The organism is Paenibacillus forsythiae T98 (assembly GCF_000520735.1).
In the GTDB taxonomy this organism is placed as follows: Bacteria; Bacillota; Bacilli; order Paenibacillales; family Paenibacillaceae; genus Paenibacillus_AQ; species Paenibacillus_AQ forsythiae.
In genome coordinates this window covers 23267-47069 of sequence record NZ_ASSC01000125.1, presented here as the reverse complement: position 1 = coordinate 47069, position 23803 = coordinate 23267, and the positions used below count along the sequence as shown (strand labels likewise).

Here is a 23803-nt window from a genome sequence, read left to right as displayed (position 1 = left end):
AGCCGAAGCGAAGGGAGAGCCGCCGTTCCTTCTGCTGCTGGACGAAATCGAAGATCCGCATAACCTTGGCTCCATCCTCCGTACCGCCGACTGCACCGGGGTGCACGGCGTAGTTGTGCCCAAGCGGCGTTCCGCGCAAATCACGGCCACGGTATCGAGGACTTCCGCCGGCGCGGTTGAATATGTGCCGGTTGCGCGGGTAACCAACCTCGGACAGACGATCGACCGGCTGAAGGAGCTTGGAATTTGGGTTGTCGGGACGGATGTCGATACGGATCAGAATTTGTTCGGCTCCGACATCTTTACCGGCCCGGTGGCGGTAGTGATCGGGAACGAGAACAAGGGCATGGGCCGACTGATCCGCGAAAAATGCGATGTTCTGCTGAAGCTTCCGATGCTTGGCCGGATCAACTCGCTCAATGCTTCCGTAGCCGCGGGCGTCATTATGTACGAGGTGCTTCGGCGCCGTCGCGGGCTGGAATAGCGATGAAGGACCTGCGCGATGTGCTGCTGGTGGACGGATACAATATGATCGGCGGCTGGCCGGAGCTTGCCGCGCTCTCCCAAACCGGCATGCAGGAAGCGCGCGACCGGCTCTTGAATATGCTCGCCGATTATCAGGCTTATTCCGGCAGGCGTGTGATCGCCGTATTTGACGCCTACCGGGTGCCGGGTCTTGGACGTTCTTTTGTCCAGGGCAAAGTTCAAGTCTATTTCACGAAGGAAAAAGAAACGGCGGATGAGTGCATCGAGCGTCTGGTGGGAGAGTACAGCCACCGCCGACGGCAAATTTATGTGGCAACCAGCGATTCAACCGAGCAGCATGTCATCTTTGCGCAGGGAGCGCTGCGCGTTTCGGCCAGGGAGCTTCGACTGGAAGTGGAGGAGATGCAGCGGGAGGTCAAAAAGACCATCGAACCGCGCAATACCCGCTCCTCCCGGCATACCCTTGAGGACAAGCTGACGCCGGAAGTACGCAGCCGGCTTGAAGATTGGCGGAGACAATAATTCTTGGGATCATGTCAGAGAAGTTCCGTGAAACTGTAATTATTTGTTATTGATGATTGGTACTTGGTTAAACGATTGTTGACGGTGTAAGGTAACGTAATATATACTGTTCGTATATTTCACGAAGTAACGATGCGTCCTGCGTTGCAGCCGGGGGGATTCTTGGTGAGTGTCGACCTCAAGGAACTAATGCTTTCCGAGTATGAATTCATAAGCGACGAAGACATCGTCGAAGCTTTTCGGGGCGGAGACGGTGGCGCTTTGGAACATCTGATCAACAAATACCGCAATTTTGTGCGCGCCAAGGCCCGGTCTTATTTTCTGATCGGAGCGGACCGTGAGGACATTGTGCAGGAAGGCATGATCGGCCTTTACAAGGCGATTCGTGATTTCAAGGGCGACAAGTTGTCTTCGTTCAAGGCGTTCGCCGAGCTGTGCATTACCCGGCAGATTATTACTGCCATCAAGACGGCTACACGCCAGAAGCATATTCCGCTCAACTCTTACGTCTCTTTGGACAAGCCGATTTACGATGAGGATTCGGATCGTACCTTGATGGATGTCATTTGCGGCTCGCAGGTGCTGGACCCTGAAGAGCTGATTATCAATCAGGAGGAATTCATCGGACTTGAGGACAAGATGGCCGAAATTCTCAGTGATTTGGAGCGCAAGGTGCTGATGCTCTATCTCGACGGAAGATCCTATCAGGAGATCGCCGAGGATTTGAAGCGTCATGTGAAGTCGATTGACAACGCTTTGCAGCGGGTGAAGCGGAAACTCGAAAGATATCTGGAAGTGCGTGACAATGCGTGACAACTAGTGTTATAATATGAACCGGAAAGGCTCGTATACGAGTCTTTTTTTAATTGGCGAATTGTCGGATGGTTTAACTATAGCGGAAATATATCATACTGGATAGCAGACCGGCGGATGCAAGTGAAGGCTGGAGAATAAGGAATGCGGACACGCTTGGACAAGTTGTTTCAAAAATGCGGGGATTTTCGTTGACATTGGGCTTGACGTTGTGCTAAAGTGTTTTAGGTAGGCCCAAATTCGCGGCTTTTTTTGAATATAAACAAAGTCAAGGCTTTTGGCAGTGCCTTTGGTTATATTTTAAAAGAGATGCCATCCACGAAAAGAACGGTCAGCTGTTTTTTTCATGGGATCAATTTTTGCGTCTTTCGGTTCTGCGAATCGAGAGAACGTTTCGGGAGGTGCACAGCATGCGGGTAATTATCACTTTGGCTTGTACAAGTTGCAAACAAAGAAACTACGCGACGACCAAAAACAAGCGTAATCATCCCGACCGCATGGAGTTGAAGAAGTTTTGCAAGTTTTGCAACGCGCAAACTCCTCATCGCGAAACTAGATAGTTTGTTGGAGGTGTAGTCGGCGTGAAACGCAGTTTCAAGTCTTTGTTTTCCTTTTTCACTGAGAGCTGGACTGAACTTAAGAAGGTTCGATGGCCCAGTCGTAAAGAACTAACCAACTATACATTGATCGTTCTAGGTACAATTGTAGTTGTCGCGCTTTATTTCTGGGTTCTGGACATCGGTATTTCCTTTGTGATCGAATCGATTATTTAGAGAGGTCCTAGGTGGCTTGATATGGAAAAAAGATGGTACGTCGTTCATACCTACTCCGGGTATGAGAACAAGGTCAAAGCCAATTTGGAAAAGCGCGTTGAGTCCATGGGCATGGAAGACAAAATATTCCGGGTTCTTGTTCCGATGGAAGAAGAAGTGGTAAACAAGGACGGCAAGAAAAAGGCCGTCATGCGTAAAGTTTACCCCGGCTATGTTTTGGTCGAAATGATTCAGACGGATGATTCATGGTATGTTGTCCGCAACACGCCGGGCGTTACGGGATTCGTAGGTTCAACGGGTTCGGGTTCCAAGCCAACCGCATTGCTTCCGGAAGAGGTTGAACAAATTCTGAAGCATATGGGCATGGTTGAGCCGAAGCCGAAGATCGATTTCGAGATCAAGGAATCCGTACGCATTATGGTTGGTCCTTTTGCGAATTTTGTGGGCTCCGTGGAAGAAATTTTGGCTGACAAGAGTAAGATCAAGGTTCACGTGAACATGTTTGGAAGAGAAACCCCGCTGGAGTTGGATTTCACTCAAGTGGAGAAGATATAGCGCAAGGGTTTCTTGTGAATGGACGGCTTGCCGTTCGAAGTTAAGTAATTAAGGTCAAGGAGGTGTCACTCATGGCTAAAAAAGTTATCAAAATGGTGAAACTGCAGATTCCTGCAGGGAAAGCGAACCCTGCGCCTCCGGTAGGTCCGGCGCTTGGTCAAGCAGGTGTCAACATCATGGCATTCTGTAAGGAATTCAATGCCCGTACCGCCGACCAGGCCGGTCTGATTATCCCGGTTGAAATCACGGTATTCGAGGATCGTTCCTTTACGTTCATCACCAAAACTCCTCCGGCTGCCGTTCTGCTCCGCATCGCTGCGAAAGTAGAAAAAGGCTCCGGCGAACCGAACAAGAAAAAAGTTGCAAAGCTGAACCGCGCCGCAGTGCGTGAAATCGCCGAGCAAAAAATGCCCGACCTGAACGCGGCGTCCGTGGAAGCGGCTATGCGTATGGTTGAAGGAACTGCCCGCAGCATGGGCATCACGATCGAAGACTAATTTCGTCTTCGCAGAGGGTCTCCTGGAGACCTTACTATGTGGGAGGATATTCCGCTAATACCACAAAGGAGGAAGATTTTCATGGCTAAACACGGTAAGAAATACCTGGAAGCTGCCAAGCTGATTGACAGCGAAGCAACTTACGAGCCTTCGGAAGCCGTTGAGCTTGTGAAGAAGGCGGCAACTGCCAAATTCGACGAAACGGTTGAAGCGGCTGTGCGTCTGGGCGTAGACCCTCGTAAACAAGACCAAGCTGTTCGCGGTGTTGTTGTCCTGCCTCACGGCACAGGCAAAACCCAGCGCGTGCTTGTATTTGCGAAAGGTGACAAAGCGAAGGAAGCGGAAGCGGCCGGCGCCGATTTTGTTGGCGATCAAGATATGATCAACAAAATCCAACAAGGCTGGTTCGAGTTCGACGTCTGCGTAGCTACACCTGACATGATGAGTGAAGTCGGTAAACTGGGCCGTCTGCTCGGTGGTAAAGGCCTGATGCCTAACCCTAAAGCCGGCACGGTTACATTCGATGTTGCCAAGGCTGTTCAAGAAATCAAAGCCGGTAAAATCGAATACCGTCTGGACAAAGCGGGTCAAATTCACGCGCCAATCGGCAAAGTGTCCTTTGATGCTGCTCAACTGAACGAGAACCTTAAAGCTCTTATCGACGCGCTGAACCGTGCGAAACCGGCTGCGGCCAAAGGGGTATACCTCAAAGGCATCGCCGTATCTTCGACTATGGGACCGAGCGCTCGTGTGAGCACGGCTGCTTACAGATAATTCGGGATTGACTCTCGGAGCAATCTTTGTTAATCTATAACAGTTGTGATCAGTTAAGGTTGTCAACCTGACTTTGAATATGCTTGCCGTAGACAGTAGGTGCCGAAAGGCTTAATTTCCTACCGAGGTGTTATGATAGAAACAAAGGGAACGGTTTTGCCGTATGCCTATCGTTTTATCAAGCCTTCGTGAATCTGCGGAGGCTTTTCTAATGCCTGCGTAGGATCGGCGGAGCTTTCGTTATAAGCGCGCCGCATAAATTATCAGGAGGTGTAATCATTGGCAAATGCTAAAGTAATTGAAGCTAAACAGGAAGCGGTTAATGTCGTTACAGGCAAACTGCAAAACAGCATCACGACTGTTGTTGCGGACTACCGCGGATTGAACGTTTCCCAAGTAACCGAACTGCGCAAGCAGCTTCGCGAAGCGGGCATTGAATTCCAGGTTCTTAAGAACACGCTGCTTCGCCGCGCAACCGCTGCGGCTGAGCTGACCGAGCTGGACGAGGTTCTGACAGGCCCTACCGCTGTTGCCTTCAGTGCGAATGATGCGGTGGCTCCGGCCAAAATTTTGAACGATTTTGCCAAAAAGAACGACGCTTTGAAATTGAAAGGCGGCGTTGTGGAAGGTAAAGTCATCGGCGCGGATCAAATCAAAGCGTTGGCGGAACTTCCTTCCCGCGAAGGACTGCTGTCCATGCTGCTTAGCGTTCTTCAAGCGCCGGTGCGCAACTTCGCGCTGGCTGTCAAAGCTGTCGCTGAAAAAGAAGAGCAAAGCGCGTAACACAATCCGGAATTTCAACATAAAAATTTCAATATAATTGGAGGTTTAATCATGAGTAAAGAAACAATCTTGGAAGAAATCAAAGGCATGAGCGTACTGGAACTGAACGAACTGGTTAAAGCAATCGAAGAAGAATTCGGCGTAACTGCAGCAGCTCCTGTAGCAGTTGTTGGCGGCGGAGCAGTAGCTGCTGAAGCTGAACAATCCGAGTTCGACGTAATTCTGACAAGCGCTGGCGGTTCCAAGATCAACGTAATCAAAGTTGTTCGCGAAATCACTGGCCTGGGTCTGAAAGAAGCCAAGGATCTGGTAGACAACGCTCCGAAGCCGATCAAAGAAAAAGTAAGCAAAGAAGACGCCGACGCTGTAAAAGCGAAGCTGGAAGAAGCAGGCGCAGCTGTAGAAGTGAAGTAATTGTAAGCAGCATCCTCGGGAGCGACAGGATTCCTCCCATCCAATGCAGCCCCTTGAACATGTTCAAGGGGTTTGCTGTATGCTAAAGGAACTTGGGATAGTGTTGAGCGATTCAGGAAAGGGAGGAATGGGCATGTCCCAGCATTATTACTCGCAGCAGCCGGAAGCCCGGCATGACAGACGTGTGATTAGCGCGGTGCTCAGAGGCTTGGCTTTTCGATTTACAAGCGATGCCGGCGTGTTCTCCAAAGGAGATGTGGATTATGGCAGCCGGGCGTTGATTGAAGCCATGGAGATTCCGGACGGGTCCGCCGTGCTTGACGTGGGCTGCGGGTATGGGCCGATTGGTCTTGCAGCGGCGCGTCTGGCTCCGGAAGGATTCGTGACGATGCTGGATATTAACAGCCGGGCCATTGAACTGGCTCGCGAAAATGCGAAGCTGAATGGAATCTCAAATGTGAATATTATGGAGAGCGATGTGCTGGCTGCGGTAGCTGGACAGACCTTTGACATTGTTCTGACCAATCCTCCCATTCGTGCGGGAAAAGCGGTAGTCCACCGTATTTTTGAGGAAGCCTATGAACATTTGAATGAAAACGGGGCGCTCTGGGTCGTTATCCAGAAGAAGCAGGGGGCGCCTTCGGCTGCCGCCAAGTTGGAGAGTCTGTTCGGAGAAGTGCGGGAGATCGGGAAAGACAAAGGATACCGTATTTTAAAAGCTGAAAAAATTACAAAATAAAAAGGCTGACCATTATTGACACGTAATGCTGATAGTGTTATTATTGTATAATGTCAGTATTAAGATAGGCTTCATGTCTTTAGTTTGCTGAAATGTCAAGCGTCAACATTGTCAACGGCAGGCGCATGCCGGGTGGCAAGTCTGCGCGCAAAAGCCTGTAAACAGCCGTTTTCCTTATAAGGGGAGGGGTGGTGAGGGCCGGAACGCATAAACGCACGCTGGTCAACGTATAATATGTACGTTTTGGGCAAATCTACTGATTATGGAGTAATACCGCCCGTGAATAAATGCGCTCTTTTTTCGAAGATTTCGATAAGGGCTTTTCTTTATTTAGGGGATGAATCTCTGTTGTATGGTTCCATTATACGGTTACAAACAGGGGTTCGCAATCAATTTTTAAGTGAGTAGACATGAGGGGTGAGTAAAGTTGGCAGGACATCTTGTTCAGTATGGTCGACGCACTCGGCGAAGCTATGCGAGAATTAACGAGGTACTCGAGGTCCCGAACCTGATTGAGATCCAACAAAAATCATATGATTGGTTTTTGGAGGAAGGACTGCGTGAAATGTTCCAGGACATCTCGCCGATCCAGGATTTCACAGGCAATTTGGTGCTGGAGTTCATTGATTACAGCTTGGGCGAACCGAAATATACGGTGGACGACGCCAAAGAGCGTGACGTGACGTATGCGGCGCCTCTTCGGGTGAAGGTACGGCTCATCAACAAGGAGACCGGCGAGGTCAAGGAACAGGAAGTGTTCATGGGGGATTTCCCGCTGATGACGGAGACCGGTACGTTTATTATTAACGGTGCGGAACGGGTTATTGTCAGCCAGTTGGTTCGCTCTCCTAGCGTCTACTTTAGCACTAAAGTGGATAAGAACGGCAAAAAAACTTACACAGCCACAGTGATTCCGAACCGTGGAGCCTGGCTGGAGCTGGAGACCGACGCGAAGGACATCATGTATGTCCGGATCGACCGCACCCGCAAAATTCCGGTTACCGTGCTGCTGCGCGCTCTCGGATTCGGCAGCGATGCCGAAATTCTGGATCTGCTTGGCAATGATGAATATATTCGCAATACCCTGGATAAGGACAACACCGATTCCACGGAAAAAGCGCTTATCGAAATTTACGAACGCCTTCGTCCGGGCGAACCGCCGACGCTTGACAACGCTAAGAGCTTGCTCGTAGCGCGTTTCTTCGATCCGAAGCGTTACGACCTGGCGAATGTAGGCCGCTACAAAATCAACAAGAAGCTGCACATCAAGAACCGTCTGTTCAACCAGCGTCTGGCTCAGCCATTGGTGGACGAATCGACCGGGGAAATCCTGGCCGAAACGGGTCAGATGGTCGACCGCCGTCTGCTGGACGAATTGCTGCCTTATTTCGAGAAGAATATGGCTGCCAAGACCTACCGTGTAAGCGGCGGCGTTCTGGACAGTGAAGACATTCCTCTTCAAACGGTGGAGGTATTCTCTCCGATCGAAGAAGGACGGGTAATCAAGCTGATCGCCAACGGCAATATCGACAAATCGGTCAAGCATATCACCCAGGCTGATATTATTTCCTCGATCAGCTACTTTATTAATCTTCTGCACGGCATCGGCAACACCGACGATATCGACCACTTGGGCAACCGCCGCCTGCGTTCCGTGGGCGAGCTTCTGCAGAACCAATTCCGTATCGGTCTTTCCCGAATGGAACGGGTGGTGCGGGAGAGAATGTCCATTCAGGATGCGAATGCGATCACGCCGCAGGCGCTGATTAATATCCGTCCGGTTATCGCGTCGATCAAGGAGTTCTTCGGAAGCTCCCAGCTGTCGCAGTTTATGGACCAGACGAACCCGCTTGCGGAGCTGACGCACAAACGCCGTCTGTCCGCGCTCGGTCCGGGCGGCCTGACACGTGAACGCGCGGGCTTTGAGGTTCGCGACGTCCATCACAGTCACTACGGCCGGATGTGTCCGATCGAGACGCCGGAAGGTCCGAACATCGGTCTGATCAACTCCTTGTCGACGTTCGCCCGCATTAACGAATACGGCTTTATTGAAGCGCCGTACCGTTGGGTTGATCCGAAGACAGGCAAGGTCACGATGCAAATTGATTATCTTACAGCAGATGAAGAAGATAATTATGTGGTTGCGCAGGCCAACGCCGAGCTCACGGAAGATGGCTCGTTCAAGGACGAGATGGTTATCGTTCGTTACAACAAGCTGTCCGATAACATCACGACAATGCCGAGTAACCGTGTGGATTACATGGACGTTTCGCCGAAACAGGTTGTATCCGTAGCGACGGCGCTCATTCCGTTCCTTGAGAACGATGACTCCAACCGCGCGCTGATGGGTTCCAACATGCAGCGTCAGGCCGTTCCGCTGCTCATTCCGAAAGCGCCGCTGGTCGGCACGGGAATGGAGCATAAATCCGCTAAAGATTCGGGTGTATGTATCGTTTCCAAGTATGACGGCATCATCGAGCGCTCTTCGGCCAACGAAATCTGGCTTCGGCGTGTGGAGACTGTCGACGGCAAAGAAGTTAAAGGCGACATCGTTAAATATAAATTACACAAATTTATGCGTTCGAACCAAGGTACCTGCATTAACCAGCGCCCTCTTGCCAAGAGAGGCGATATCGTCAAGAAAGGTGATATCCTGGCGGACGGTCCTTCCACGGAAATGGGCGAACTGGCTCTTGGCCGCAACGTAGTCGTTGCGTTCATGACCTGGGAAGGCTACAACTACGAGGATGCCATCCTGCTGAGCGAGAAGCTGGTGAAGGAGGATGTGTACACTTCGATTCATATCGAGGAGTATGAATCCGAAGCGCGGGACACCAAGCTTGGTCCGGAAGAAATTACGCGCGACATTCCGAATGTGGGCGAAGAAGCCCTTCGCAATCTGGATGAACGCGGCATTATCCGGATCGGCGCGGAAATCAGCGCCGGCGATATCCTCGTTGGGAAAGTTACGCCTAAAGGCGTGACGGAGCTGACGGCGGAAGAACGCCTGTTGCACGCGATCTTCGGCGAGAAAGCCCGGGAAGTGCGCGATACTTCCCTGCGCGTGCCTCACGGAAGCGACGGCATCATCGTCGATGTCAAGGTGTTTACGCGGGAGAACGGCGACGAGCTGCCTCCTGGCGTTAATCAGTTGGTTCGTGTCTATATCGCCCAGAAGCGTAAAATCTCCGAGGGCGACAAAATGGCCGGACGTCACGGCAACAAGGGTGTCGTAGCCCGGATTCTGCCTGAGGAAGATATGCCGTTCCTGCCGGACGGAACACCGGTTCAGGTCGTACTGAACCCGCTGGGCGTTCCTTCGCGGATGAACATCGGGCAGGTGCTTGAGGTTCACCTCGGGTTCGCCGCCATGCGTCTCGGTATTCATGTTGCAACGCCGGTATTCGACGGCGCGCGAGAGTATGACGTGTTCGACACGATGGAAGAAGCCGGCATGCAGCGCAACGGTAAGACCATCCTGTATGACGGACGGACGGGCGAGCGTTTTGAACGCGAAGTTACGGTTGGCGTCATGCACATGATTAAGCTGGCGCATATGGTCGACGATAAAATCCATGCCCGTTCCACCGGACCATACTCGCTCGTTACGCAGCAGCCGCTCGGCGGTAAAGCCCAGTTCGGCGGACAGCGCTTCGGCGAGATGGAAGTGTGGGCGCTTGAAGCCTACGGCGCCGCCTATACGCTGCAAGAGATTCTGACGGTTAAATCCGATGACGTTGTCGGACGGGTGAAGACCTATGAATCCATTGTCAAAGGCGAGAATGTGCCGGAGCCTGGCGTTCCTGAGTCTTTCAAGGTATTGATCAAAGAGCTGCAGTCTCTCGGTATGGACGTCAAAATCCTGAGCGGCGATGAGCAGGAGATCGAAATGAAAGAGCTGGACGACGAGGATGAGACTTCAAGCGACAAGCTGAGCCTCAATCTGGAAGGTACGGAAGTCGGAGTAGATTAAATATGCCCTCAAAGCAAGTGAAGCGGTTCAAAGAATGAATTGCAAATGTTTTGTTTGCAGAGCCGGCGAACAGTTGAGGATAATCAAAGCGGCAGCGCCATCCTTTCCGGGGTGGCCTTCCGTTGTATGACCGCAGCTTCTCCTGTTGCAAGGAGTCGGGAGAGGATTGGCGGCACCAAATCAGGATCAGGTTAAGGAGGGTTGCTCCTTGTTGGACGTAAACAATTTTGAATTCATGAAAATCGGGCTGGCTTCCCCGGAGAAGATTCGTTCTTGGTCCCGCGGAGAGGTTAAGAAACCGGAAACCATCAACTATCGCACACTCAAGCCGGAGAAAGAGGGTCTTTTCTGCGAACGGATCTTCGGACCGCAAAAAGACTGGGAGTGTCATTGCGGCAAATACAAACGCGTCCGTTATAAAGGCGTAGTCTGCGACCGCTGTGGTGTTGAAGTTACACGCGCCAAAGTTCGCCGCGAGCGCATGGGTCACATTGAGCTTGCCGCTCCGGTTTCCCATATCTGGTATTTCAAAGGCATTCCGAGCCGCATGGGTCTCGCGCTTGACATGTCTCCGAGATCGCTGGAAGAGATTATCTATTTCGCATCTTATGTCGTGACTGATCCCGGCGATACGCCTCTGGAGAAGAAGCAGCTGCTGTCCGAGAAGGAATACCGCAGCTACCGCGAGAAATACGGTTACGGCTTCCAGGCGAGCATGGGCGCGGAAGCGGTCAAGAAGCTGCTTCAGGATCTGGATATCGAAAAAGAGCTGGAGTTCCTTAAGGAAGAGCTGCGCACGGCTCAAGGCCAGCGCCGCAACCGTGCGATCAAGCGTCTTGAAGTTATCGAAGCATTCCGCAACTCCGGCAACAAGCCCGACTGGATGATCATGGACGTTCTGCCGGTTATTCCGCCGGAACTGCGTCCGATGGTGCAGTTGGACGGCGGACGTTTTGCAACGTCTGATCTCAACGACCTGTACCGCCGCGTCATCAACCGCAACAACCGTCTGAAGAGACTGCTTGATCTTGGCGCTCCGGACATCATCGTGCAGAACGAAAAACGGATGCTTCAGGAAGCCGTCGACGCTCTGATCGACAACGGCCGTCGCGGCCGTCCGGTCACAGGTCCGGGCAACCGTCCGCTGAAATCGCTCAGCCATATGCTGAAAGGCAAGCAGGGACGTTTCCGTCAGAACCTGCTCGGTAAACGGGTTGACTATTCCGGCCGGTCCGTTATCGTCGTGGGTCCTTACCTGAAAATGTACCAATGCGGTCTGCCCAAGAAAATGGCGCTTGAGCTGTTTAAGCCGTTCGTGATGAAGGAACTGGTCAACAAAGGCCTTGCCCATAACATTAAGAGCGCTAAGCGCAAGGTCGAACGCGTTAGTCCGGAAGTATGGGATGTGCTTGAAGAAGTCATCAAGGAGCATCCGGTACTGCTGAACCGTGCCCCCACGCTTCACCGTCTCGGTATCCAAGCCTTTGAACCGATTCTGGTGGAAGGCCATGCCATTCGCCTTCACCCGCTCGTATGTACCGCGTATAACGCGGACTTTGACGGTGACCAAATGGCCGTGCACGTTCCGCTCTCTGCCGAAGCGCAAGCGGAAGCCCGCATCCTGATGCTGGCGTCCGGAAATATTTTGAACCCGAAGGACGGCAAGCCGGTCGTTACCCCTTCCCAGGATATGGTCCTTGGTTCCTTCTATCTGACGATGGACAACAAGGAAGAGAAGGGCAGCGGCATGATTCTCCGTACCGTGAACGAAGCGGTCTCCGCTTACCAGCGCGGCACTGCCGGTCTTCATGCGCGCGTAGCCATTCCGGTCAAGGCGCTTAATAAGACCAGCTTCACCGAGAAGCAGCAGAGCGCTATGCTGATCACAACGGTTGGGAAAATTATCTTTAACGAGATATTCCCGGAAAGCTTCCCGTACATCAACGAGGCGACCCGCGACAATCTGCTGCAGGGCACGCCGGAGAAATACTTCATTTACGAAAAGGGCGCCAATATCCATGAACTGATCGACGCGGTTCCGATTGCGGGCGCTGTCGGCAAGGAATATCTGGGTTCGATTATCGCCCGTTGTTTTGAAATTTACCATACGACCAAAACATCGGTCATTCTGGATAAAATCAAGCAGCTTGGCTTTACCTACTCTACACGCGCGGGTGTAACGATCGCTGTATCGGACGTAGTCGTTCCGGAAGAGAAGAAAGCCATTCTGAAGGAATCCGAAGAGAAGGTCGATGTCGTCGCCAAGCAGTACCGCCGCGGTCTCATCACCAATGAAGAGCGGTATGACCGCGTTATTGAAATCTGGTCCAAGACGAAGGACGATCTGACGAACGTGCTTATGAAGTCGATGGATCGCTTCAACTCCATCATGCTGATGGTAGACTCCAAAGCCCGGGGCAACAAATCGCAGATCACCCAGCTTGGCGGCATGCGCGGACTGATGGCCACGCCGTCCGGACGCATCTTTGAATTGCCGATCAAGGCGAACTTCCGTGAAGGCCTTACCGTCCTTGAGTACTTTATCTCTACCCACGGAGCGCGGAAAGGTCTTGCGGATACGGCGCTTCGTACCGCCGACTCCGGTTACCTGACACGCCGTCTCGTCGACGTGGCCCAGGACGTAATCGTCCGCGAGGAAGATTGCGGCACAGACAAAGGCTTTACGGTCAGCCGGATTCAGGACGGCAAAGAGGTTATCGAGGATCTGTACGACCGTATCGAAGGACGGTACAGCTTTGAGACTGTTCGCCATCCGGAGACAGGGGCGATCATCGTAAACCGTAATGATCTGATCGATTCCGACAAAGCGGAAGAGATCGTCAGAGCCGGCGTAGCCAAGCTGCAGATCCGCTCTGTACTGAGCTGCCGCGCCCGTCACGGCGTCTGCAAGAAGTGCTATGGACGCAACCTGGCGACAGGCAAGCACGTTGAGATCGGCGAAGCCGTCGGCATTATCGCCGCGCAGTCTATCGGTGAACCAGGGACGCAGCTTACCATGCGTACGTTCCATACCGGGGGTGTTGCGGGCGATGATATCACGCAAGGTCTTCCGCGTATCCAGGAGCTGTTCGAAGCGCGCAACCCTAAAGGTCAAGCGACGATCAGTGAAATTGACGGCGTCGTGAAGGAAATTCGCGAAGCGAAGGACCGCCGCGAAATCGAGGTTCAGGGCGAAGCGGAATCTAAAGTCTACTCCATCACTTACGGATCGCGCCTGCGCGTGAGCGAAGGGGATGAAGTGGAGGCCGGCGACGAGTTAACCGACGGTTCAATCGACCCGAAAGAGATGCTGCGCATCAAGGGTATTCGCGGCGTGCAGAACTATATCCTTCAGGAAGTACAGCGCGTATACCGGAATCAGGGCGTAGAGATCAACGACAAGCACGTTGAGGTCATGATCAGACAGATGCTGCGCAAAATCCGCATCATTGATGCCGGTGACACGAGCCTGCTGCCGGGCTCCTTTGCGGATATCCATGAATACGAAGCGGCGAACAAGGAAGTAATCCTGTCCGGCAAAGAACCGGCGGTTGCGAAGCCGGTGTTGCTCGGTATTACGAAGGCATCGCTGGAAACGGACTCCTTCCTTTCCGCGGCATCGTTCCAGGAGACGACGCGCGTGCTGACCGACGCCGCTATCAAAGGCAAGGTCGACCAGCTGCTCGGCCTCAAGGAGAACGTTATTATCGGTAAGCTGATTCCTGCCGGAACAGGTATGAACCGTTACCGCAATGTCAAATTGGTTAATCCGGAAGAAGAGCAAAGCGAAGAGGAAGCTTTGGAAACTGTTCCGGCTGAATAAAGCATGAAGCTCTGTCAGACTGTCCGCGCCGGCGCTTACTTTCGTTAGCCCGGCGCGGAAGCCTGCAGTGATTTTTTTTGAGATTTTCTTGACACCGTTTGATGGCAGTGATAATATGTTAAAGGTGCGTGAGTATCCTTGTTATCTTTGTTCATTGGAGGGTTTTGTAATGACTGATGATAGAGGACTACGGGACGCTCAGATCAAGATCGGCACCAAGCAAACCGTCAAAGCGGTGGAGATGGGCCAGGCCGCAGAAGTCTATGTGGCGGAAGACGGAGATCCCAGGCTTACTTCAAGAATCGTTAGTCTTTGCAATAAGCATGGCGTCAAGTTGACTTACGTCGATACGATGCAGCAATTGGGTAAGGCATGCGGAATCGAAGTGGGCGCTGCAATGGCAGCCGTCTTAAAATAATAGCGTGAAGAACTGTTTTTGTGTCGTGAGAGTAACTCCGGTAGCAAAGACTTTTCATTTGTTCTTTTATGAGCCGCCTGGGTCTGTGGGCTTAAGGGAATGGTTTGTAAGAGATCATTATTAGAGGAAGGGGGTGGCACGACAATGCCAACTATCAATCAATTGGTTCGTAAAGGCCGTCAAGCCAAGATCGAAAAATCGAAATCGCCTGCACTGCAAAAAGGATTCAATGCCCTGAAGCGTGAGGCTACGGATTTGAGCGCTCCGCAAAAACGCGGTGTGTGCACTCGCGTAGGTACGATGACTCCGAAGAAACCGAACTCTGCACTTCGTAAATATGCCCGTGTTCGCTTGACGAACCGCGTAGAGGTGACAGCTTACATTCCGGGTATCGGACATAACCTGCAAGAGCACAGCGTGGTGCTGATTCGCGGAGGCCGGGTTAAAGACCTTCCGGGTGTTCGTTACCACATCGTTCGCGGCGCGCTGGATACAGCAGGCGTGAATAACCGGATGCAATCCCGCTCCAAATACGGCGCGAAACGTCCAAAAGTTAAGAAATAATAAGTGAACCAATAAGAACAATCTAACGAAAGGGGGATATCCATGCCACGCAAAGGTCCAGTTTCCAAAAGAGACGTACTGCCGGATCCGGTGTATAACAGCAAACTGGTTACTCGCTTGATTAACCGTGTAATGCTGGATGGTAAAAGAGGTGTCGCTCAAAGCATTCTGTACAACGCGTTCAAGTTGATTGAAGAACGTACGGGGAAAGACCCGATGGAAGTGTTTGAAGCGGCCATCAAGAACATCATGCCGGTTCTCGAAGTTAAAGCCCGCCGTGTCGGCGGCGCGAACTATCAAGTGCCGATCGAAGTTAAACCGGAAAGACGTACTTCCCTGGGATTACGTTGGCTCGTAAACTACTCCCGTAACCGCGGTGAGAAGACGATGGAAGAGCGTTTGGCGGCTGAGATTATCGATGCTTCCAACAACACAGGCGCTTCCGTTAAAAAACGTGAAGACACACACAAAATGGCTGAAGCGAATAAAGCGTTCGCTCACTACCGCTGGTAGGATCAAAGTCAATCAAATAACTTCAATTTTGAAGGGAGATCCATTTCATGGCAAGAGAGTTCTCCTTGAAAAATACACGTAATATCGGGATCATGGCGCATATTGACGCCGGTAAGACGACTACCACGGAACGGATTCTTTTCTATACAGGCCGTACGCACAAAATCGGTGAAGTTCACGAAGGTGCGGCAACGATGGACTGGATGGAGCAAGAGCAGGAGCGCGGAATTACGATTACTTCCGCCGCTACCACTGCTGCGTGGAAGGGTCACCGGGTCAACATCATCGATACCCCGGGACACGTTGACTTCACCGTTGAAGTTGAACGTTCCCTCCGTGTATTGGACGGGGCAGTAGGCGTTTTCAGTGCGAAAGAGGGCGTTGAGCCTCAGTCTGAAACCGTTTGGAGACAAGCTGACCGCTATGGCGTTCCCCGGATCGCTTATGTGAATAAAATGGATATCATTGGCGCGGATTACCTTAACGTAGTTAAGGATATGCGTGAGCGTCTGCAAGCAAATGCGGTAGCCATTCAGCTGCCGATCGGTGCCGAGAACGACTTCATCGGTATCATCGACCTGGTTGAGCAAAAAGCCCATATGTACAAAGACGATCTTGGCCGTGATATTGAAGTGACGGATATTCCGTCCGAATTCCTGGATCAAGTCGAAGAGCTGCGCGGAGAGCTTATTGAGAAAGTTGCGGAACTCGACGAAGATCTGACCATGAAGTACCTGGAAGGCGAAGAGATTACCATTGACGAAATCAAGGCTGCACTGCGCAAGGGCGTAGTTGAAGTTAAGATTTTCCCGGTAATCTGCGGCTCTTCTTACCGTAATAAAGGGGTTCAGCTGATGCTGGACGCTGTTATCGATTACCTGCCGGCTCCGATCGACGTTCCGTCGATCAAAGGTCATCTTGAAGATGGCACGGAAGCCGAACGTCACTCTTCGGACGAAGAGCCGTTCTCCGCGCTGGCATTTAAAATCATGACTGACCCTTATGTTGGGAAGCTGACGTTCTTCCGCGTATATTCCGGTATTCTGGAGTCCGGTTCTTACGTTCTGAATGCCACAAAAGGCAAACGTGAGCGTATCGGACGCATCCTGCAAATGCACGCGAACAGCCGCCAGGAAATCTCTATTGTATATTCCGGCGACATCGCGGCTGCCGTAGGTTTGAAAGACACCGGTACAGGTGATACACTGTGTGATGAGAAGAATCCGGTTATTCTCGAGTCGATGAACTTCCCGGATCCGGTTATCGAAATCGCAGTTGAACCTAAGACGAAGGCCGACCAAGATAAAATGGGCGTTGCCCTCGGCAAGCTGACCGAAGAAGACCCAACGCTGCGCGCGCACACCGACGAAGAAACGGGACAAACGATTCTTGCCGGTATGGGCGAGCTTCACTTGGATATCATTATCGACCGTATGCGTCGTGAATTCAAAGTGGAAACCAATGTTGGTAAACCGCAGGTTGCTTACCGTGAGACATTCAGAGCTCCGGCTCGCGTCGAAGGCAAGTTCGTTCGTCAGTCCGGCGGTCGTGGTCAGTACGGTCACGTATGGGTTGAATTCGAGCCTCTCGAGGCAGGTACCGGAAGCCAGTTCGAAAGTAAGGTTGTCGGCGGTTCCGTACCGAGAGAATACATTGCCCCTGCGCTTGCAGGTATTGAAGAGCAAATGAAGAATGGCGTTATTGCCGGCTTCCCGCTCGTTGATGTCAAGGCAACCATCGTTGATGGTTCTTACCATGATGTCGACTCCAACGAAATGGCGTTCAAGATCGCCGGTTCGATGGCGCTTAAAGCAGCCAAAGACAAGTGTAAGCCTGTCCTGCTTGAGCCAATCATGAAAGTGGAAGTAACAGTGCCTGAGGAATATATGGGCGACGTTATGGGTATGCTGAACTCCCGCCGCGGACGGATCGAAGGTATGGATTCCCGCGCCGGAGCCCAAATTATCCGTGCAAAAGTGCCTCTTTCCGAAATGTTCGGTTATTCCACTACCCTGCGTTCCGGTACACAAGGCCGCGGCGTATTCTCGATGGAGCTTTCTCACTACGAAGAAGTTCCTAAATCCATTGCGGACGAGATCGTGGCTAAGAACAAAGGCGCAGAGTAATCCATGTTTAACTTGCCGTCCGGTTGTTTCCCGTCAGTCCTCTTAGAAGCAGCTTAAGATCGGGCGGCTCCAATAATAAGAACCCATATTAAGGAGGAACTGTTCAAATGGCAAAGGCTAAGTTTGAACGTACTAAACCGCACGTTAACATCGGTACTATCGGTCACGTCGACCATGGTAAAACGACTCTGACTGCTGCAATCACGACTGTATTGTCCAAAAAATACGGCGGTGCTGCTGTAGCATTCGACCAAATCGACAAAGCTCCGGAAGAGCGCGAACGTGGTATCACCATCTCCACAGCTCACGTTGAATATGAAACTCCTAACCGTCACTACGCACACGTAGACTGCCCTGGACACGCCGACTATGTTAAAAACATGATCACCGGCGCAGCGCAAATGGACGGCGCAATCCTGGTTGTATCCGCAGCTGACGGCCCAATGCCGCAAACTCGCGAGCACATCCTGCTGTCCCGCCAAGTAGGCGTTCCTTACATCGTCGTATTCCTGAACAAATGCGACATGGTTGAAGACGAAGAGCTTCTGGAACTGGTTGAAATGGAAGTTCGCGACCTGCTGAACGAATACGAATTCCCGGGCGACGACACTCCGATCACCCGCGGTTCCGCTCGTGAAGCTCTGCAAAACCCTGACGGCGAATGGGCTGCCAAGATCGTTGAAATGTTCGAAACGATTGACACTTACATTCCGCTGCCAGAGCGCGACACTGACAAGCCTTTCCTTATGCCTGTCGAGGACGTATTCTCCATCACTGGCCGCGGTACCGTGGCAACTGGCCGCGTAGAACGCGGAACGGTTAAAGTGGGCGACGAAATTGAAATCGTTGGTATCCAAGAAGAAACGAAGAAATCCGTCGTTACCGGCGTTGAAATGTTCCGCAAATTGCTTGACTCCGCTCAAGCTGGCGACAACATCGGCGCTCTGCTTCGTGGTGTTGACCGTAACCAAATCGAGCGTGGACAAGTATTGGCTAAGCCAGCTTCCGTTAAGCCGCACACTGAGTTCACTGCTCAAATCTACGTCCTGACTAAAGAAGAGGGTGGCCGTCACAAGCCCTTTTTCACAGGATACCGTCCTCAGTTCTACTTCCGTACAACTGACGTAACAGGTATCATCAACCTGCCTGAAGGCACTGAAATGGTAATGCCTGGCGACAACATCACAGTAACTGTTCAACTGATCTCCCCGATCGCTATCGAAGAAGGAACGAAGTTCTCCATTCGTGAAGGCGGCCGTACAGTTGGTGCCGGTACTGTAGCAACGATCCAAAAATAAGTTCGGATTCTTACTCTCATGAGAGCAAGATGAGGACTACACAGCAAGGGACTCTTCTTATGAAGGGTCCCTTCTTTTTTTACATAGAGATTTTGAATGCAATCAGACAATGTGGAACCGGGCGTTTCCCCTTATTGATGCGCGAATGAAGAAATAAAATAATTTTTAAATAATGTATTTTGTGTATTCAGCAATTCAAATGAAATGCCGAAGATATGATTACAACCATATTTCAACTAAATTCGACTTTAAACGACACAACGCTGCAAAATAGCAAGCCGCAATCAAACAATCTATCCGTAATATCAGATTATATGGGGGTATCAGTATGGGGAAATGTCCGTTTGCTTTTTTACATGGTTTATCTTGGCACAAGAAAAGAGTGGCGCCCCATGAATCTCTGTTCTTCCCGCGCGCCGCTGAGCAAGCTGCCGATCCGGATTCGCATCATTCCATACAAGGCGAGGAAGAACTGAATGAGCAGATGAGAATGATAGACCTGACGGATGATGACCTGGAGCTGCTGCGCAGAATGAAACCCGTAATGGAACGGAATATTGACGAGATTACAGACCGTTTTTATAATTCATTGATTAATGTGGTTAAGCTTGAACAGATTATCGTCAAACACAGCAGTATCGACAGGCTGAAGCAGACTCTGCGAGAACATATTGTCGAAATTTTTGATGGCAATGTGGACAATCGGTACATATCGAAACGGCTCGTTATCGCCAACATTCATAAGAAGGTTGGATTGGAACCGAAATGGTACTTATCCGCTTTTCAGAATCTGCAAAATGTATTTATCCGAGTTATCTATAATGAAGCTTTCAATGATACGGAGCGGCTTACAATGGTGCAAACGGTGACCAAGCTTCTGAATCTGGAGCAGCAGCTAGTTCTGGAAGCCTACGAAAAAGAGAATATTAGAGAAAAAGAAGAACAATACGAAACGGTGAAAAATGAGCTGAAGCAGAAAATAGCTGAATTCAGCGGGGAACTGGTCGATCTTAGTATCGATACGAATGCGGCGATTGAGCAGCTTGTTACAAGCAGCAATGAAGTTAATAATTCATTCCAACGCACCGCTTTTTCAGCTATTGAATCTCAAGAGAAGGCCAAAGACGGACGCGAGCTGCTGAGCAGGCTGAACGGACAGATAGGACATATTTTTGAGAGAACAAATGAGATGGAACAATCGGTTAGAGAGCTTAGTCATTTTTCAAAGCAAATTCACACGATTGTAGGCGCGGTTCAGGAGATTGCGGATCAGACTAAAATATTATCGCTTAACGCAACTATAGAGGCGGCAAGGGCCGGCGAGCATGGCAGAGGCTTCAGTGTGGTTGCCCAAGAGGTCAACCGGTTGGCGGAAGACACCAAAAGCACAGTTGTTCACATCGGAGAACTGACGGCCAAATCCGGTGTTTTGACTACCCGGATGGTGGAAGAAATCCGAAAGGTGCAGGAGCTGACGGAAAGCGGCAAGAACCAGGCGGATGAGACCAGTCAATTGTTCTCCGATATTCTGGATACGATGCAGAGCAGCACCCGTGAGATTGTGACCGTAGAGCGGGAGATTCAAACCCTGATCCATACTATAGAAGGAATAGGGTCAACAACTGCACAGACCGCCGAATCCGCGGAGTTTTTTCAGTCGGCGACAGCCAATTTATAATGTGAATAAGCTGGTACCATAAGCGCATGAATAAAATCATGCGTTATTTTATTTTTTTGCTTGCATTAGGCGAAAAGGTTCTATATAATAATAAATGTTGTTCTGCGACGTTGCGATGATGTGAGAGGTTACTGACACACCCGGCTCCTTTGCCATGAGGCCTGTGGTCAGAAAATTTTCACGGAGTATGTCCGATAATAAATTGGGCGATAGAAGGAGGGACTAAAATGGCAAAGCAAAAAATTCGTATCCGCTTGAAAGCATACGACCACAGAATTCTTGATCAATCCGCTGAGAAGATCGTTGAAACGGCAAAACGTTCCGGTGCAGGTGTATCCGGGCCGATTCCGCTGCCAACCGAGAAGCAAGTTATTACTATTCTCCGTGCGGTGCACAAGTACAAGGATTCCCGTGAGCAGTTCGAAATGCGTACTCACAAGCGTCTGATCGACATTGTGAATCCAACGCCTCAAACTGTGGATGCCTTGATGCGCTTGGACCTGCCGTCCGGTGTAGATATCGAAATTAAATTGTAATTCTTCTATTTAGAAACAGGAAAAGAAAAGAGGTGTCAACATGAAAGGTATCTTAGGAAAAAAACTCGGTATGACTCAAGTGTTTACTCCTGAAGGTAACGTAATCGCGGTTACGGTTATCGAAGCGGGTCCTTGTGTGGTACTGCAAAAGAAAGACCTCAATACCGACGGGTATGAAGCAGTGCAGTTGGGCTTTTCCGACAAGAAAAACACCAACAAGCCTGAACAAGGTCACGCCCAGAAGGCAAATGCAACACCTAAGCGCTACGTTCGCGAAATTCGCGGTGTTGACCTCGGGGTACTCGAGGTTGGACAAGAGCTGAAGGCTGACGTCTTCGCTGAAGGCGAATTTGTTGACGTAACCGGAATCTCCAAAGGCAAAGGCTTCCAAGGCGTTATCAAACGCTGGGGACAAAGCCGCGGACCAATGGCTCACGGTTCCCGCTACCACAGAAGACCGGGTTCGATGGGTTCCATTCAAGCCAACCGCGTTCCTAAAGGCAAACGGCTGCCAGGACACATGGGTCATGACACGGTCACGATTCAAAAGCTTGAAATCATCAAAGTAGACGTAGAACGAAATGTTCTGCTGGTGAAAGGCTCCATTCCGGGACCTAAGAACAGCTTCGTGAAGGTTAAAGAAACCGTTAAGAAATAACTTTTGAAGAAAGGAGGAACATGAAATGCCAAAAGTAACACTTTTCAATATCAGCGGCAACGAAGTTGGTGAAGTTGAACTGAGCGACGCGGTTTTCGGTATCGAGCCGAACACTCACGTGCTGAATGAAGCGGTTCTTCTGCAAAGAGCTTCCCTGCGCCGTGGTACGCACAAAGTTAAAGGACGTTCGGAAGTTCGTGGCGGCGGACGCAAGCCTTGGAAACAAAAAGGCACAGGCCGCGCTCGTCAAGGTTCGATTCGTTCTCCACAATGGAAAGGCGGCGGCGTTGTCTTCGGACCGACTCCTCGCAGCTATTCCTGGAAACTGCCTAAGAAGGTTCGTCGTCTGGCGATCAAATCTGCGTTGTCCTCGAAGGTAATTGAGAACGACATTATCGTTCTTGACAGCCTGACTCTGAATGCTCCGAAGACTAAGGAATTTGTAGCCATTCTGAACAACCTGAAGGTAGATCAAAAGGCTCTGATCGTAGCCCCTAGCTATGACGATAACGTGGCTCTCTCCGCTCGCAACATCCCTGGGGTGAAGTTCCTGGCGGCTGATGGCATTAACGTTCTTGACGTGCTGACGCACGACAAACTGATCATCACCAAAGATGCAGTTTCTAAGGTAGAGGAGGTGTTCGCGTAATGAAAGATCCTCGCGATATCATCAAACGTCCGGTGATTACGGAACGCACATCCGACTACATGAGCGATTTGAAATATGCTTTTGAAGTGGACATTCGTGCCAACAAGACCGAAATCAAGCAGGCTGTAGAGGCCATCTTTAAAGTGAAAGTCGTTGCTGTGAACACATTGCGTGTGCCTGGAAAGCTGAAACGGTACGGACGCTACTCCGGATACACTCCGGAATGGAAGAAAGCCATTGTTAAGCTCAGCCCGGACAGCAAGCCGCTCGAGTTCTTTGAAGCGGTAGAATAATATCCTGTAAAGCAAGGAGGGAAACATAGTGCCAATCAAAAAGTACAAACCGACTTCCCCGGCCAGACGCGCAATGTCCGTGTCTACGTTTGAAGAAATCACAACAAATCAGCCGGAGAAATCGCTGCTGGCGCCGCTGAGCAAAAAAGCGGGCCGCAACAACCAAGGTAAAATTACGGTTCGTCACCATGGCGGCGGACACAAACGTAAATACCGTATCATCGACTTCAAGCGGACGAAAGACGGCATACCAGGCAGCGTTGCTACGATCGAGTATGACCCGAACCGCACATCCAATATTGCCCTGATTCACTACGCTGACGGAGAGAAACGTTACATCATCGCTCCGAAGGGTCTGAAGGTTGGGGATAAGATCGAATCCGGTCCTGCAGCGGACATCAAAATCGGCAACTCGCTTCCGCTGTCCAACATTCCGGTGGGTACAGTTATCCACAACATTGAGCTGAAGCCTGGCAAGGGCGGCCAATTGGTTCGCGCAGCCGGTACGGAAGCGCAGTTGCTCGGTAAAGAAGACAAGTACGTTTCCGTGCGTCTCTCTTCCGGTGAAGTTCGCAGAATCCTGAGCGTATGCCGCGCTACAATCGGTTCGGTTGGCAACGAAGACCACGAACTGATTAAGATCGGTAAAGCCGGCCGTAGCCGTTGGCTGGGCCAACGTCCTGAAGTTCGCGGTGTTGTTATGAACCCGAACGATCACCCTCATGGCGGTGGTGAAGGTCGCGCTCCGATCGGACGCAAGTCTCCGTTGTCCCCTTGGGGCAAACCGACCCTTGGCTACAAAACGCGTAAGAAAAACAAAGCTTCTGATAAATATATCATTCGTCGCCGCACGAAATAAGACGCTTCAAGGTGAGCTTGAGTCCGCGAAGCGTCAAATCGCGGCTTGAACATTTGATG

The 23803-nt window shown here is 51.1% G+C and carries 24 protein-coding genes and 1 other annotated feature; all 24 genes read left to right on the top strand.

All coding sequences use genetic code 11. The features are described 5' to 3' along the window. The coding region (rlmB, locus tag L692_RS0104605; RefSeq protein WP_025697610.1) for a 23S rRNA (guanosine(2251)-2'-O)-methyltransferase RlmB at nucleotides 1-484 on the top strand (484 nt) is incomplete at its 5' end. Nucleotides 485-486: 2 nt separating this feature from the next. Continuing rightward, nucleotides 487-1008, top strand: coding sequence for an NYN domain-containing protein (locus L692_RS0104600; protein WP_025697608.1), 522 nt, complete (start codon nucleotides 487-489; stop codon nucleotides 1006-1008). 165 nt (nucleotides 1009-1173) lie between these two features. Further along, nucleotides 1174-1821, top strand: a complete 648-nt coding sequence (gene sigH, locus L692_RS0104595; protein ID WP_025697606.1) for an RNA polymerase sporulation sigma factor SigH — start codon at nucleotides 1174-1176, stop codon at nucleotides 1819-1821. 410 nt (nucleotides 1822-2231) lie between these two features. Beyond that, nucleotides 2232-2381, top strand: coding sequence for a 50S ribosomal protein L33 (rpmG, locus tag L692_RS31030; RefSeq protein ID WP_081755001.1), 150 nt, complete (start codon nucleotides 2232-2234; stop codon nucleotides 2379-2381). 21 nt (nucleotides 2382-2402) lie between these two features. Next, nucleotides 2403-2594, top strand: coding sequence for a preprotein translocase subunit SecE (gene secE / locus L692_RS0104590; protein ID WP_025697604.1), 192 nt, complete (start codon nucleotides 2403-2405; stop codon nucleotides 2592-2594). Between the two features lie 21 nt (nucleotides 2595-2615). After that, the gene (gene nusG / locus L692_RS0104585) at nucleotides 2616-3149 is read left to right on the top strand and encodes a transcription termination/antitermination protein NusG (protein WP_025336689.1); all 534 of its coding nucleotides are present in this window, start codon (nucleotides 2616-2618) and stop codon (nucleotides 3147-3149) included. A 71-nt stretch (nucleotides 3150-3220) separates the two neighbouring features. After that, on the top strand, nucleotides 3221-3646 hold the full coding sequence (rplK, locus tag L692_RS0104580) for a 50S ribosomal protein L11 (RefSeq protein ID WP_025691673.1): 426 nt from the start codon (nucleotides 3221-3223) through the stop codon (nucleotides 3644-3646). An 81-nt stretch (nucleotides 3647-3727) separates the two neighbouring features. Next, complete coding sequence (gene rplA / locus L692_RS0104575) at nucleotides 3728-4420, top strand: 50S ribosomal protein L1 (protein WP_025691672.1); 693 nt, start codon at nucleotides 3728-3730, stop codon at nucleotides 4418-4420. A 68-nt stretch (nucleotides 4421-4488) separates the two neighbouring features. Beyond that, nucleotides 4489-4639 (top strand) — a sequence feature (ribosomal protein L10 leader region). A 60-nt stretch (nucleotides 4640-4699) separates the two neighbouring features. Next, nucleotides 4700-5203, top strand: a complete 504-nt coding sequence (gene rplJ, locus L692_RS0104570; RefSeq protein WP_025697601.1) for a 50S ribosomal protein L10 — start codon at nucleotides 4700-4702, stop codon at nucleotides 5201-5203. A gap of 51 nt (nucleotides 5204-5254) precedes the next feature. Then, nucleotides 5255-5617 (top strand): 50S ribosomal protein L7/L12, encoded by a 363-nt coding sequence (gene rplL, locus L692_RS0104565; protein WP_025697600.1) that lies wholly within the window; start codon nucleotides 5255-5257, stop codon nucleotides 5615-5617. A gap of 133 nt (nucleotides 5618-5750) precedes the next feature. Further along, nucleotides 5751-6356 (top strand): class I SAM-dependent methyltransferase, encoded by a 606-nt coding sequence (locus tag L692_RS0104560; protein ID WP_025697598.1) that lies wholly within the window; start codon nucleotides 5751-5753, stop codon nucleotides 6354-6356. A 427-nt stretch (nucleotides 6357-6783) separates the two neighbouring features. Continuing rightward, entirely contained in the window at nucleotides 6784-10329 is a 3546-nt protein-coding gene (gene rpoB, locus L692_RS0104555; RefSeq protein ID WP_025697596.1) for a DNA-directed RNA polymerase subunit beta, read from the top strand. A gap of 208 nt (nucleotides 10330-10537) precedes the next feature. Continuing rightward, nucleotides 10538-14152, top strand: coding sequence for a DNA-directed RNA polymerase subunit beta' (gene rpoC, locus L692_RS0104550; protein ID WP_025697594.1), 3615 nt, complete (start codon nucleotides 10538-10540; stop codon nucleotides 14150-14152). Nucleotides 14153-14321: 169 nt separating this feature from the next. Beyond that, nucleotides 14322-14570, top strand: a complete 249-nt coding sequence (locus L692_RS0104545; protein ID WP_025697592.1) for a ribosomal L7Ae/L30e/S12e/Gadd45 family protein — start codon at nucleotides 14322-14324, stop codon at nucleotides 14568-14570. Nucleotides 14571-14714: 144 nt separating this feature from the next. Next, on the top strand, nucleotides 14715-15134 hold the full coding sequence (gene rpsL, locus L692_RS0104540) for a 30S ribosomal protein S12 (RefSeq protein ID WP_025697590.1): 420 nt from the start codon (nucleotides 14715-14717) through the stop codon (nucleotides 15132-15134). A gap of 42 nt (nucleotides 15135-15176) precedes the next feature. Next, on the top strand, nucleotides 15177-15647 hold the full coding sequence (gene rpsG / locus L692_RS0104535; RefSeq protein WP_025336679.1) for a 30S ribosomal protein S7: 471 nt from the start codon (nucleotides 15177-15179) through the stop codon (nucleotides 15645-15647). 47 nt (nucleotides 15648-15694) lie between these two features. Beyond that, nucleotides 15695-17773, top strand: coding sequence for an elongation factor G (gene fusA / locus L692_RS0104530; RefSeq protein WP_025697588.1), 2079 nt, complete (start codon nucleotides 15695-15697; stop codon nucleotides 17771-17773). Between the two features lie 107 nt (nucleotides 17774-17880). Continuing rightward, nucleotides 17881-19071: an elongation factor Tu gene (gene tuf, locus L692_RS0104525; protein WP_025697586.1), complete on the top strand. Its 1191-nt coding sequence runs from the start codon at nucleotides 17881-17883 to the stop codon at nucleotides 19069-19071. 328 nt (nucleotides 19072-19399) lie between these two features. Then, complete coding sequence (locus L692_RS0104520; protein ID WP_025697584.1) at nucleotides 19400-20749, top strand: globin-coupled sensor protein; 1350 nt, start codon at nucleotides 19400-19402, stop codon at nucleotides 20747-20749. Between the two features lie 227 nt (nucleotides 20750-20976). Next, nucleotides 20977-21285, top strand: coding sequence for a 30S ribosomal protein S10 (gene rpsJ, locus L692_RS0104515; RefSeq protein ID WP_006676490.1), 309 nt, complete (start codon nucleotides 20977-20979; stop codon nucleotides 21283-21285). A gap of 40 nt (nucleotides 21286-21325) precedes the next feature. After that, the gene (rplC, locus tag L692_RS0104510; protein ID WP_025697582.1) at nucleotides 21326-21943 is read left to right on the top strand and encodes a 50S ribosomal protein L3; all 618 of its coding nucleotides are present in this window, start codon (nucleotides 21326-21328) and stop codon (nucleotides 21941-21943) included. Nucleotides 21944-21968: 25 nt separating this feature from the next. Then, the gene (gene rplD, locus L692_RS0104505) at nucleotides 21969-22592 is read left to right on the top strand and encodes a 50S ribosomal protein L4 (protein ID WP_025697580.1); all 624 of its coding nucleotides are present in this window, start codon (nucleotides 21969-21971) and stop codon (nucleotides 22590-22592) included. Continuing rightward, nucleotides 22592-22885 (top strand): 50S ribosomal protein L23, encoded by a 294-nt coding sequence (gene rplW / locus L692_RS0104500; protein WP_025336673.1) that lies wholly within the window; start codon nucleotides 22592-22594, stop codon nucleotides 22883-22885. Before rplD ends, rplW begins: the two co-directional genes overlap by 1 nt. Before the next feature lie 28 nt (nucleotides 22886-22913). Beyond that, complete coding sequence (gene rplB, locus L692_RS0104495) at nucleotides 22914-23744, top strand: 50S ribosomal protein L2 (RefSeq protein ID WP_025697578.1); 831 nt, start codon at nucleotides 22914-22916, stop codon at nucleotides 23742-23744. The last annotated feature ends 59 nt before the right edge of the window (nucleotides 23745-23803 follow it).